The following is a 12880-nucleotide window of genomic DNA, read 5'->3' as shown; positions in this document are numbered from 1 at the left end:
GTATTCTCGGATTTACTTATTCAGATGTAAAACATGAAATCTTTTAAGGAAATACCAAAGAAAATGTAGTTCCTTTTTCGAGCTCAGAATCTACCGTTAAATTAATATTGTGCAGTTTAAGAATCTGCATGGTTATAAAAAGGCCTAATCCTTGTCCTTGAATATAACGTGTACGGTCGCTTCTAAAGAAAAGGTCAAAAATAAACGCCTGATCTGTCTTTGAAATTCCGGGTCCCTGATCTGTAATTTTTATCAAAAGTTTACCTTCTCTCGAAAAGGCAGAAATATCAACTGGTTTAGCAGAGGAAAATTTAACTGCATTGTCTAGCATATTATACAACGCAATAAAAAGCATGTGTTTATTGCCATGAACAGAAAGCAAATCTTCATGATCAGCAATGGCATTCAAATTCACTAAAACTTTAGCTTCAGGATATTCAATGGTTTTCTTTTCCAGAACATTCCAGAGTATTTCATCTATACGGATAGTCTCCATTTGCTGTGGTTCAGAGAGTTCAAGTCCAGATAATACCAAAAGTCCTTCTAAGATAGATTTAAGGTGGAAGGTGTCTTTTCTGAGTGATTTTAAAACTTCTTCATATTGCTGATTTGTTCTTGGCTGTTGCAGCGATACATCAATATCTCCAATAATAATGGTAAGGGGTGTTTTTAATTCGTGCGAAGCATTTTTCAGGAAGTTGTTTTGAATCATTATGCCGCTTTCGAGTCTTTCTAAAAAATAATTAAAAGTGGTAATGAGTTCCTTAATTTCATCTTTTCCGTTTGTTTTAGGGAGTTCAAGTCTTGAGTGGAGGTTCCCGGTTGTAATGGTGTTTACTTTTGCAATGACTTCCTTAAAAGGCCGAAAGGTCTGTTTTGCCAGGAATGTTCCTAAAAGATAATTGATAGGAATTCCTGCCAGAAAGAAAAGAATAAGCATACCTGCCAATATTTCTAATTGACGGTTTCCAGCGAGATTGACCCCTGAGACTACTATTATAAAGTCTCCTTGGTTGTCTTTATAAAACAGTCCTACAAATTGTCTGTCTGCTATTGTGAAAGGCATTATCTTTTTCTTAATAATGCTTTTTAGATCTTTATCACTCAAATGCACATCAACATCATCGTGGATAAAAAGTTTTTTTGTTTTAGCGTCATAAACCCTTATAGATTCGTTACTTATCCGTTTGTATTGAAGTTCTATTTCATGGTAACGGGCGCTGTCAATTTCTTTAATTTCATCTTTCTCAAAATAGAAGAGTGCAGTTATCATTGCATGGTCTTCGAGTTTTTCGAAGTAGAGGTCTTTCATATACTTTTTAAAGAGCAGGAAACATCCAGACATTACCAGACCAACAGTAAAGGCAAAAAGCAAGGTAGAATTGGCAGTGAGTTGTCTTTTAAGATTCATGTAATTTTCTTTTGAACATATATCCGGTTCCTTTTACGGTATGAATGAGTGGAGTGGGGAAGTTTTTGTCTATTTTATTCCGCAAATAGTTAATGTAGACATCTACAGTATTTGAGGTTGTATCAAGATCCATATTCCATACAGCCTGTGCTATGGCTATTCTGGATAAGGCTGTTTCACGGTTTTTCATAAAAAAAATCAAAAGCTTTAGTTCTCTCGATGACAGATTGAGTTCTTTTCCGTCTCTTGAAGCACTTTGTTCTTTCATGTTAATCTCGATTCCGGCATAGGACTGAAAGTCTAATATACCATTGCTGAATTCAGCACGACGAAGCTGCGCTTTTATTCTTGCTAAAAGTTCCTCGAAGATAAATGGTTTTGCCAGGTAGTCATCAGCTCCGGCGTGCAGTCCTTTAACCTTTTCATGAGCAGTATCGAGCGCACTTAGAATGAGTATAGGTATTATTATTTTTCGGTTTCTTAAAACTTCACAGACTTCAAATCCATTAATATCAGGAAGCATAATGTCAAGGATGATAATATCAAAATCATTTTCCATAACTTCTTTGATCGCTTCATATCCTTTTGAAATTGTCTTAACCTGGTAGAGATTTTCTTCAAGTCCTCTTGAGATAAAAGAAGAGACTCTTGAATCGTCTTCAACTAATAATACTTTGCTCATAGCTGATTGTTTTATTGTATGCAAATCGGATTAGCGAATATAGCTGATTTTATATGTTTTATCAATTAAAAAAATGTCAAATCTTTTACTTTGAACATTTCATTTTGTGTTGGTTATCCTAATGCTGGTTTATGTATAAATAGCAGTTCGAAAGAATTGATATCGGGAATGTATTTTTTAGGGCTATAATATAATTCTTTTGTATTATAGCTATGGGAGTTAGTTTCTTTAGAGTATTTTTAATGTTATTGCATTAAAAATACCATCTTTGAATAACAGGTAAAATTCATCTAATTATTTTTACTGAAACAAATGTATTATCTATAAATGGATGTGCAAATAAATATTTAAAATATATATTGCAAATCAAAAGCGTTATTCTCAGTGAGTTTAAATCAAGAATTGATTGTAATGCCAAAATTGCAATGGCATTGTAATTTTAAAATAAATCTTGAGACAATTAAAAACTTCGCTATGCAACAAAGCAAAAAACATTTAGGCAAATGCTTTAGTTCTTGAGAGTATTGACACAGCTGCGCCTAGTAAAGTCCCTGACTTTTATAAACTCTTTTTTGTTCATCTTAAAATATTTAGTATAGGGGTCTAATGTTTAAATCATCAAAATAAGATTGCGCATCGGCTTTTGTCCAAAATCCAACTCTGCCAGCTTTTGTAAAAGTATCATCATTGGTTTGAATCATTACTTTATCGTTTAATGAACAAGAAATTTTATTTCCATTCATTTCCACTTTCATAGTAAACCATTCACCTGATTTGATATTGATATTAATACTTTTCATTTTTACCCTATTTCCTTTAACAACGTGATATAATCTGAAATTATTCTCGAGTGGATTGTATCTGGCCATATAATAATTGTTGTTGTCTATATAACGCCAAACCAGTCCTCCGCCTTGGTCTTGATATCCGGCTATGGCTTTTGTTTTTACAGACATTATTAAATTTTTATAACTGGGTTTATTTAAGATAAGCAGATTATAATGATCATCATCGTTTTTAGCCAATTGCGCAACTGATTTGTTTCTCAGATTTGTTTCCACTTTCCAGTTTAGTGCTTGGGTTTCTCCTGTTGCCGTTTGTGTAAAGCCATCAGGAAGTTTGCCTGACTCATTCCCTTCAAAATTAATAATGGTATCTTTGGTTGCAATATTTTCCGAAGATAAAGGCTTTGAAGTTTCTTTGCCGTCAGGAATTGAATTGTTACGGCAAGAAATAAGTGTTAGTATTACTATTGCTAAAATTAAAACATTTTTCATTTTAATATTTGTTTTTGGCTGATTTAAATTATTTCAAATCATAAATTAATAATGAAGCATCGTTGTTGAAATTTGAAGGTGAAGCTATGACTAATTGATTTAATTCAGCAATAAAAAGAGAAGTTCTTGCTCCCCAATGCGTTGTGATTTTTGCATTTTCTTTATAGGTATTGGGATTTGTTTGTTCAAAAACATCAATGTGACCATTACCACAACTTAAGTAACTTTTTTTTGTTCTACTGTCATAAAAGATATCATCAACATCACTATCAATATCAAAAGAAGAAATTGATTTCCCTGTTTGGGTGTCAAACACTAAAAGTTTAGCAGGGTGACGACAGCCAATAAATAAGCGATGATTGGTTTGGTCCAAACTCATCGGGAAGTTTGATTTTGCCTGAGTTAGTTTCCATTTATCGGATACCAGTTTTTTTTCCAAATCAATAACTACAATTTGTTGTTCATCCGGAACATTTATATAGATCTTTTTCGCAGATTTATCAATTTGAAAGGATTCTGGATGTCCGGAAAAATTTATTTCAGAGATAAGTTTGAATGTATTGGCATCAATTATTGCAATACCACCATTGCCATAACCAACATAAATTTTTTTGTCTGCGGCATCGTAGCGTACATTATCGGCATCACCTGATAATTTTATAGAAGCAGTTTTTTTAAATGTATCTTCGTTAAAAACATCACATTGGCCGTCACCTCCATTGGCGATAAATATTGAATTGCTTTCGGGAATATAAACTATTCCCTGTGGCTCGTCTAAGTCTTTTATGGTGTGTATTACTTTTTTGGCAACGAAATCAATCACTTCTACAGTATTGTTTCCTAATGCAGCAACAAAAATTAAGTGGTGCTTGCTGTCATAAGCTAAATGATCCATTCGACCGCTTATTTTTGGCAATGGAATTGAAGCAACAAATTGCAGCGATTGATTTTGAGTTGTGGTCTGTGAATTGCAGCCGTTGAGACAAAAGCAAAAAGCAATAATGGTTTGGCAAAATAGTTTTATTTTTATTCTATTTTTAATTGGGATTCCAGTTGTGTCTTTCATTGGAAACATATTTTGCCCAGCTGTATAGCGCATCATAAATTTTCATTCCGATTTCCAGCATTTCGAAATCATTTTTGTAATTATAAGAAAGCCCTGCGGATATTGCCCAAAGTCCGGCCGATTGTTTTGTTAAATCAAAACGATCAGTATCAGCTCCACGAACAATAATTGCAATTTGATGCAATGCAGGGTCGGTAAGCCTGTGTTTTTTGATTATTGTATCAAAAGTGCAAAACTCTCCTTCGTGTGAATATTCAACTTTAGGAATATCATAGGGAATTGCATTTAACTCTTTTGCCTTAGTGAGTACTTGGTCAGCCGGGACATAAATAAACTCAGCAGCAGCATCCACAAAGTTTTTAATAAGCCATGGACAAGCAATGCGGTCAATCTTTGGCTGTTCTCTAGTTATCCATTTCATAAAATTAATTTTTTATAGTAATGCCTAAATTATATTGATCTTCTAAAATCCATTGGCAGTTTTTGATCAAAGTTTTGTGCATATAACCTACCAAGTGCAAAAGGGGGGCAAAACTAATTGTACCTAATTTAATAAATAAAACATTAATTCTTTTAAAGCATAATTTTGGCATTTATTTACAAGGGTTGGCTCTTATCCTTTCTCTCTGGTTTTCGAAATTTTGCTTTTCAGTTTTGTTCAATTTTTCTAAAATATATTTGTAGTTATAGTTTTGATCATCTAATTCTTTTTGTAAATGATCAAAGCTAACTTTATATTTTTCCTGCACACCGTTTGTAGTTTTAGCAATTCGTTGTTTTAAACTATTTTGTTTTAAAACCAACTCCTGATAATTAGTATTGTTATTTAATTTGGATTGTAAAACGGCTATTTTATTCTCTAAAATTAGAACTTCACGATTGTTATTATCGTTATTTTGTTCTTGTTTCTTTTCAAATTCCGGTGTTGAAATATGCCCATAAACTTGTTCTTGCTCCTCATAAATTTTGCGGCTTTCGCTCAGGTATTTTATTCTAACATTGCTTATTTTATTTTTAAGTACCTCTGTTTGATATTGAACAGGTTTACTAATTTTATCAATATCCTCTTTTATTGAATTTAATTCATCATTTAATTTTGTAATGCTTTGAATGCTGTCGTTTTTAAATTTTATATGAACTTTAGCCCAAGCACATTTTGTGTTTTGATATTTTTGCAGCCAGCTATCTCGATTGTCCGCACAAGAGCAAATAAAAAAAAATGTAAATGATATTAAGACAGATTTATACATTGAGTTTCTGCTTTTGCTGACTTTTAGGTCAGTATTAATTTAAGTTATTATTCTTGTACATTTTTATCAAAAAAGAATATGCATCTTATAACAATAGTTATTTTTTAAAATTCTCATTTAAGAATCCTGGTAAGAATTTAATTAAAACAAAATTATCAATATTAGGCGGATATAAATAGAATACTATTTACCTTTTGTATCTGGTTTACTTTTTTGGTAGATTTTTTAGAAAATAGATGCAATTTACACTTCTGTATCTTTATCGAAAAACCCACCAGGGCATCAACCAAGTATTATAGACTAGTAATGTTTCGAACTTAACGTTTCAAGTGATTGTTGTACAGGATTGTAAGTTTTCTTTTGAATCTAGGTGCACCGATTCTGCACCCAAATTCAAATATATCTATTTCAATTAACTGCCAAAAAATGTCTTTACTTAATGTAAATAGAACTCTGTTGTTGTATTTGTTTAAAAAACAGGTGGTTATACGTGTTTTAAAACTACTGCAGTTTATTATATTTGTGTTAGTGTTTTAAAGAGACACTATTTTTCGGATTGTTAACAAAATGCTATGAAAGCCAGGTTGTTTTTTTTTTATTAGCTTTAAATAATCAAGTAAAATAATTATGGATAATGTATTTAAAGTTGTTAGCACACTTTACGCTAATACGTACCCATCTGTCAATGCAGCTGGGCCGACAGGGAAGAAAAACAACACCATTTTAATGGGCTCTTTTGTCAAACTGCTGGATGATAAGGTCGGGCAATGGCAGAAAATTTATGCTTTCGGAACAGAAGGCTGGATAGACGAAAATCAACTCAGTAACACCAGTGGGTTTAAATGCTTTTTTGTTGATGTGGGACAAGGAGATGGCGCGTTAATTGAAATTGGAAATGAACAACAAGGTATGAAAATACTCATTGACGGTGGACCGTCCGATAATCTTGCCCGATACCTTAATCACTATCAGTATAAATACTATTTCAATAACAGTAAAAAGGTTCGTATCGATTACATCTTTATCAGCCATTTTGATAAAGACCATTACCAGGGACTTATCGATATTATTAATGATCCTCACTATGAGTTTGGTACAATTTATCATAATGGTATCGGTAAGTTTGATATTGATAAAAAACCTTTCCCTGCAGAGTACAATACCACATTAGGCGCTACCACGAATGAACAGGGAATAAGATATTTGAAAACACATTTTAATGACGTTGACGACTTAAATTCCCTGCAAGCTGCTGGAGGCATGCAAAACCTGCTTGAAAAATTTTTGTTGGCGGTCAATTCAGCTTTCACGCAGGGAAGATTGGAGCATTTTAAAAGAATTGATTATACTACAGAAGATTTGTCCTGGGTTATTAACGAAGTTCCATTTACGATAAAAATTCTTGGCCCCGTAACGTCACAAATATCGTCCGGCTTAGCATACAAATATTTTGATGATCCTGCGCATACGGTTAATGGTCACAGTTTAGTTTTAAAGTTGATTTATGGAAACAGGAGCTTTCTTTTTGGAGGAGACCTCAATATACCTTCAGAAGATCATTTATTAAAACACTATCAGGATGAAAATCCATTTGAAGTTGATGTGGCGAAGTCCTGTCATCACGGAGCTTCTGAATTCACGACAGATTATATGGCCAAAGTAAATCCCTTGGCTACAGTTATCTCCTCAGGTGATAATGAATCCTATTCACATCCACGAGCCGATGCTATTGGTTGTGCGGGCAAATATTCGAGGTCCAATAGGCCATTGGTATTTTCACAGAACTAGCAAGATCCTCAAATGTCGAAACAGATGAAGTGCTTTATGGAATGATCAATCTTCGTTGCGACGGGGAAAGAATTATTATGGCTCAAATGAAAGAGTCTCATTCTAAAGGAAATGTATGGGATCTTTATGAAGAAGAATTGAATCCCTAATCAATTTCCAATGGTCGGCCAAAATGTCTCAGTCGATACTAAATAGAAGATCATGGCAACAGTTTTAAAAATTTATATAATCAACCTTTCACGGTTTTTATTTATAAAAATGGAACGAGATTTTCCGAACCATAAAAAAGCCTTAGAAATCTAGATTTTCTAAGGCTTTTAAATTTTACCAGAGCGGAATAGGGATTCGAACTATTGCTCAAATTCCATCTATATACTGCAATTTTTAATATTTTGTTTATGTACTGCGCCACGATTCTGCCACTAACTTTTTATGCGTTTTTTGCATATTGAATGTTTCAGACAGGTTTGATCCCTTTATATTTACGTTATAATTCTTAATTGATTGAAAGACAAAGTTAAGAATTTATATAAAAAAATAGGATAAATTTTATGAATATGAAGATAATTGAAGTAAGTTAAATAGTATTTTTTTTGGCAAAATCGAAGGTAGCTCCAATTTAGAGTTCTATTTTTTTATTACGTAAAATACTCTATTTTTGCGTTTCACTAAATTTTTCCATGAGAATAGTCCATCTTTCAGACATACATCTATCCAAAGACAATTTTGATGAATTAACATACAACTACCTGGATGCTTTAATCAGGGACTTAAGCACTTTCAATTCGCCAATTCCTATTGATCTTATAGTCATCACAGGTGATCTGGTTGACAAGGGAGGGCATTCGCTATTGGGAATGAAAGGCTTTGAAGGACATACCAATCCGTATCATATCTTTAGGAAGGTTTTCATTGAACCCGTTGCCGAACAGCTTGGAATACCATTGCATAGGTTTTTGTTCGTTCCAGGCAATCATGACGTCGATGAAAGGGAAATCAGGCTGTATGATGAGCATATGCTTTGCAAAGATATTAATCTCCAAAGCGTACATGGCTACCTGGAGACAAATAGTGGTTTTGTCAATAATCTTAGAATCAAAAAATTCAAGGATTTTGAGAAAGAATATTACCATGGAAACGATGATTATAAATTTGGAGTAAACCAATCCACATTTTTCTTTGAAAGGTCAGGATTCAAGATCGGCTTTATTTTGGTAAATGATTCGTGGCGCTGCAAAAGCATAAAGCTGAAAAGTGATTCTGAAAAACTTTTCTTTGGAGCGCGGCAGCTCAACGAAGGCCTTCAGGATTTGGAAGGCAAAGGCACAGATCTGAACATTTGCCTGTTTCATCATGCTGTGGACGATTATGCTGAAGAGGCGGCTGTCAAGGGAATCCTGCAACGGAAGAATATCGAACTTTTCCTTTACGGGCACTTTCATAACGCCCAGACCAATGTATATCATACTCCCTATGGCAGTTGTCTGGGTTTTAGGACCAGAGCTGCCTTATTCAAGCCCGAAGAGCTGGTTTCGGAATATCACTGTGGATATCAGATCCTGGATTTTGATCTGGATGCATACAAAGTGGTGCAGGTGCATTACAGGAAGTACAATTATCAGGAATCCGGGAAAAATTTTAACCCAGACGTTGAGACTGCCCCTAATGGTGTAGACAAAAATGCCCCAAATGGATCTAACGGATTTATTCTAAATCGAGAAGGAAGAGAACCCAAAGCACCTGAATTACCTATAGAGGAATTCATATCATGATTATGGAAAATACAAATTATTATGAGCCAAGATACGTAAACAAGTCTCAAGGCCATACAACAAATTGGTTCGGAGAAGCCAAGGATGACAAAACATTATTTGACGCTGTTTTTACGGAGAGCAAAATAGTTCTGCTTGGCAATCCCGGCGTGGGAAAAACGAAAGAGTTGGAAATGCTTTTTCAAAACCTGTGGAAGAGCAAGGAAACCACAGGCTTGATTCCGTTCTCTATCAATCTGAAGAATTTCCGGAAGATAAATAAATTCGAAGACCTTATAACCTATAAGAACTGGAAGGCTCTGCCTAAAACGATATTCATTCTGGATGGACTTGATGAGATTGCCGAAATACATGATTTTGTATCCGCTTTTGAGCTTTTTGTATCGCAGAATAAAAAGCTGAATATCGGATATGTGATCAGCTGCAGGACAAACATATATGAAAAGTACCTAGTAAATATTGCAAATTTTGAGTCGTTCTACCTTCAGGATCTCTCTGAAGATCAGGCTGCCAGTCTTCTGGTCAATAAATTTGGGGTTCGCATTTCCGATTTTGCGCTTTCAGACAGACATTCAAGTTATTTGAAAACTCCGTTTTTTTTGGAACTCTTTGCAGGTTATGTTTTGGAGAAGGGCATTCTTCCCGCATCGGATTCCGTGATGTGGGAACTGTTTATCGACAGGACCTTGGATAGGCATGAGCAAAAACAAGCCAAAAAGAAGCCACTTAACAAATTAAGATTGCTAAAGAACCTTAAGAAGGTGGCCTTTACCAATGAGCTGATGCAGCAGAACTATTCCTCGGCGGATGAATTGGAGTGCATTACGGGAGATTATCTGGAATATATCGAAAATCCTTTCACAATTGAGATGTCTGGAGAACCTAAACGCTGGAATTTTACCCACCGCCAGATACAAGAATACCTTGTTGCGAAGATTCTCGCTGAGAAGCCTTTTGAGGACATGCTTTCCATCATAAAAATCCACGATATAAGCAAGGAGGTGGTGCATCCATCACTTTTTAATACCATAACGTTTCTTATAAATCTTCTCGATAAAGAGTCCGATGAGTTTAAACAGCTTGTTGGGTGGCTGAGTGCAAACCAGATTGAAATTCTTTTCAAAGCGGATTCAGACAGGACATCTGCATTTCAAGAAAGGGTTTTTCAGGATTATTTTTACAGGCAGTGTCTGAATAAGAAACTGTGGATCAGCACAAACAGGGCTTTTACAGTAAAGGAAATAGCAGAATTCGGAGACAGCGATGGGAATTTCATTTATTTGATAGGATGGATAAAGGAACAGAAGAGTCATTTCCGGGTGGTAATTTCTGCCTTGAATCTATTGGGCTTTTTCAGACCTACCCACAAAAGGATGAATGTCCTTCGTCCTTTATTCTTGGAACTGCTGAGATCGAAAGAGGCTTCTGTGGCTGTAAAATCAGAAGTTATCCGCTGTATCACTTCGCTTAAGATGGCGGAGCATGATGAGGACTATCTGGATGAAGTAATGACGGTTTTCAGTACGGAGTGCAATAAAGAGATCAATGCGGCACTGCTCTTTATGATTTACTTTGTTAAAGATATAGACAGGCTGTTTTGGTATATAAAGGCTGAGTTTTTAAGGAATGCAAAGATTGAAAAGAGAAAAGATACGGACGATGTACACAGAGGCAATGACTGGAAACTTATGGATCTTACGCTGAGGCTTGAGGATTATGATCACTTTGTTGAGATAATTTCCTATTATTTCGATGATTCGCTGCATCTGGATATTTACGGAGGCCAGGAAAACAATATCCTGGAGAGATTCTTGTCATTTTCCAATTCGGAACCGGATTTTATAGTGAGATTCTTAAAATCGATAAATAAAAAAACTCACTACCATAATCGTGAACAGCTTTTGCTGAACATAGTAAAAGACAGTGGGAATGAGCTGGAAGCGGCGAAGTTTCTAATTGGTAACAATGAATTTTCAGATGTCAGATCTTTCATTTCACGTTTCGCAAATAAGGAGATACTGAATTATGTTATAGAGAAGCTTTATAAAACCGGTCTGCTGAATTCCGATGAAGTCCTTTTCTTTAGGAACAATTTGTCGCATTACAACCTTACATTTGCAGCTTTATTCGAGAGGATGATGACAGAATCAGGATTTGAATTTGGATCTGATATAATGACTGACGCTGAGCTTGATCAGCGCAGAAAAACGGCAATCGGCAATATGCAACGTAATTTTGATATACTTTTTGATAAGAAGGAATTGCTCCAAAGGATAAAAAAAATGTATGAAGAGCATAATATTGAGGTTTTAGAGAACAATAAACTCTATGAACTAGGAAGCATTTGGCGAAAAGAAAACGACTATCCCGCCTATTTTGACAATTCGCTTGCTATACTGGAATTACTGCTCGATACATACGGATTCCTGACCTATGATCAGGTTTTGGAACATTTGAAAGACAGCGTTTTTATCTTCAAAATTATTTTGGATAGCATAAAAGGGAACAACAGAGAAAATCTTCAGTTTGCCGTTTCTTCCTATCAGAAAGACAAAATTTTAGAATGGACGGTTCAAACTTCGGAAAACATAAATTTTGAAGAAGTTATTACGAGCCTTAACGGTGACGGTTTTAGCTATGGGAGCGATTTTGCGGCGTTTAAGATAGCGCTTTCATTCCAGAGGCTGTTTAAGATTCCTTTATCGAAGGCTTTTCTGTTGGATTGCCTTCAGTTCTACGAGATTGATAGCTTTAATGACAAGGAAGAGCCCTTCATTTACCTTTTTAATGAAATTGGTGACAAGAAAGCATTTGACGATAGGGTGACGGACAATATCCTGAACAAGAAACTTTTCAAGTTTATAATGGACAGGCACGTGGATTATGCATTAAGGCACAATCTAAGGACTGCATTCCCAAAAATTAGAGAATACTTTTTAAAGCAGAATCCTGGCTACAACATGGATGAAAAATTGGAGATCTACCAAAAGCTGACCGGGGACAACGATCTGCTGAAGGAATGTACTTCGGATGTGCAGAATCCTATCTGCTGGTCGGCAGTAAAGCTACTTGTATTGTTAGGCGAGCAGGAGTTCAGTACAACTAAGGCGGTTGAATACCTTGAACTGGATGAGAACGATAAAAAACATTATTATCTGTCCAATGCTATGTGGGTGTTGTTCCATTTCAATGACATCAAAGCTTTACAGTATTATCTGGAAATGAAGAGCTTTGATTTCCACGGTGTTAATTTTTCAGAGTATACAGCTATTAATAATTATGATGTGCTCGAGATTCTGTTCTTCCGAATTTATAAGGAAGTATATGACCGCTCAGATTTTAGCAACGGTGCTTCATTCTTTGATGCCTATATTTCCAATTTATCAAAGGATGATGATTCGTACCCGAAAGTTCAGAAAGCTTTAAAAGGTATTAAGGACAAATTGATTTCGGAAGGATCCGATACGCGTCTCTTCAGCATAAATCTGCTGATTGATATTTCAGACAACAGTTACATCAACGCTAAATCAGTCCCTATGCCTTTTACAGATGCCCTAAGCAGAGTTGAAGAGATATTGGTTTAATGGAATGTATCAAGAACCTGCGATACCTAAGGTTATTAAAATCTAGATGT

General features: G+C 35.0%; 9 protein-coding genes. 3 read left to right on the top strand and 6 right to left on the bottom strand.

The genetic code is table 11. The features are described 5' to 3' along the window. Positions 1–43: 43 nt before the first annotated feature. The 6 genes from GKZ86_RS19910 to GKZ86_RS19885 form a co-directional block, all read right to left on the bottom strand. Positions 44–1411 carry a HAMP domain-containing sensor histidine kinase gene (locus GKZ86_RS19910; RefSeq protein ID WP_228526628.1) on the bottom strand — a complete coding sequence of 456 codons (1368 nt, stop codon included), beginning with the start codon at positions 1409–1411 and terminating at the stop codon, positions 44–46. Then, positions 1401–2093: a response regulator transcription factor gene (locus GKZ86_RS19905; RefSeq protein ID WP_154784810.1), complete on the bottom strand. Its 693-nt coding sequence runs from the start codon at positions 2091–2093 to the stop codon at positions 1401–1403. The genes GKZ86_RS19910 and GKZ86_RS19905 overlap by 11 nt, the downstream gene beginning before the upstream one ends. 590 nt (positions 2094–2683) lie before the next feature. Then, a complete protein-coding gene (locus GKZ86_RS19900; RefSeq protein WP_154784809.1) occupies positions 2684–3370 on the bottom strand; it encodes a family 16 glycoside hydrolase in 687 nt (228 codons plus the stop codon). Positions 3371–3398: 28 nt separating this feature from the next. Next, on the bottom strand, positions 3399–4436 hold the full coding sequence (locus GKZ86_RS19895; protein ID WP_154784808.1) for a YncE family protein: 1038 nt from the start codon (positions 4434–4436) through the stop codon (positions 3399–3401). Beyond that, positions 4408–4857 (bottom strand): chromate resistance protein ChrB domain-containing protein, encoded by a 450-nt coding sequence (locus GKZ86_RS19890; RefSeq protein ID WP_154784807.1) that lies wholly within the window; start codon positions 4855–4857, stop codon positions 4408–4410. Before GKZ86_RS19890 ends, GKZ86_RS19895 begins: the two co-directional genes overlap by 29 nt. A gap of 172 nt (positions 4858–5029) precedes the next feature. Further along, positions 5030–5686: a hypothetical protein gene (locus GKZ86_RS19885; RefSeq protein ID WP_154784806.1), complete on the bottom strand. Its 657-nt coding sequence runs from the start codon at positions 5684–5686 to the stop codon at positions 5030–5032. A 627-nt stretch (positions 5687–6313) separates the two neighbouring features. Here GKZ86_RS19885 and GKZ86_RS19880 point away from each other — a divergent pair. The 3 genes from GKZ86_RS19880 to GKZ86_RS19870 all read left to right on the top strand — a co-directional run bounded on the left by GKZ86_RS19880 (position 6314) and on the right by GKZ86_RS19870 (position 12830). Further along, positions 6314–7474 carry a ComEC/Rec2 family competence protein gene (locus GKZ86_RS19880; protein WP_154784805.1) on the top strand — a complete coding sequence of 387 codons (1161 nt, stop codon included), beginning with the start codon at positions 6314–6316 and terminating at the stop codon, positions 7472–7474. Between the two features lie 680 nt (positions 7475–8154). Continuing rightward, positions 8155–9246 (top strand): metallophosphoesterase, encoded by a 1092-nt coding sequence (locus GKZ86_RS19875; protein ID WP_154784804.1) that lies wholly within the window; start codon positions 8155–8157, stop codon positions 9244–9246. A 2-nt stretch (positions 9247–9248) separates the two neighbouring features. Next, the gene (locus tag GKZ86_RS19870) at positions 9249–12830 is read left to right on the top strand and encodes an NACHT domain-containing NTPase (protein WP_154784803.1); all 3582 of its coding nucleotides are present in this window, start codon (positions 9249–9251) and stop codon (positions 12828–12830) included. Positions 12831–12880: the final 50 nt, after the last annotated feature.

Source organism: Flavobacterium sp. LC2016-13 (assembly GCF_009707955.1).
Taxonomy (GTDB): Bacteria; Bacteroidota; Bacteroidia; order Flavobacteriales; family Flavobacteriaceae; genus Flavobacterium.
Note: the sequence above shows the minus strand (reverse complement) of the source record. Positions and strands in the feature narration are given on the sequence as shown.

What these genes read in the sequence shown, in the direction of transcription:
- GKZ86_RS19890 (WP_154784807.1), bottom strand. Translation starts at nt 4,857, where the DNA reads ATGAAATGGATAACTAGAGAACAGCCAAAGATTGACCGCATTGCTTGT.
- GKZ86_RS19870 (WP_154784803.1), top strand. Translation starts at nt 9,249, where the DNA reads ATGGAAAATACAAATTATTATGAGCCAAGATACGTAAACAAGTCTCAA.
- GKZ86_RS19895 (WP_154784808.1), bottom strand. Translation starts at nt 4,436, where the DNA reads ATGAAAGACACAACTGGAATCCCAATTAAAAATAGAATAAAAATAAAA.
- GKZ86_RS19900 (WP_154784809.1), bottom strand. Translation starts at nt 3,370, where the DNA reads ATGAAAAATGTTTTAATTTTAGCAATAGTAATACTAACACTTATTTCT.
- GKZ86_RS19885 (WP_154784806.1), bottom strand. Translation starts at nt 5,686, where the DNA reads ATGTATAAATCTGTCTTAATATCATTTACATTTTTTTTTATTTGCTCT.
- GKZ86_RS19875 (WP_154784804.1), top strand. Translation starts at nt 8,155, where the DNA reads ATGAGAATAGTCCATCTTTCAGACATACATCTATCCAAAGACAATTTT.
- GKZ86_RS19880 (WP_154784805.1), top strand. Translation starts at nt 6,314, where the DNA reads ATGGATAATGTATTTAAAGTTGTTAGCACACTTTACGCTAATACGTAC.
- GKZ86_RS19910 (WP_228526628.1), bottom strand. Translation starts at nt 1,411, where the DNA reads ATGAATCTTAAAAGACAACTCACTGCCAATTCTACCTTGCTTTTTGCC.
- GKZ86_RS19905 (WP_154784810.1), bottom strand. Translation starts at nt 2,093, where the DNA reads ATGAGCAAAGTATTATTAGTTGAAGACGATTCAAGAGTCTCTTCTTTT.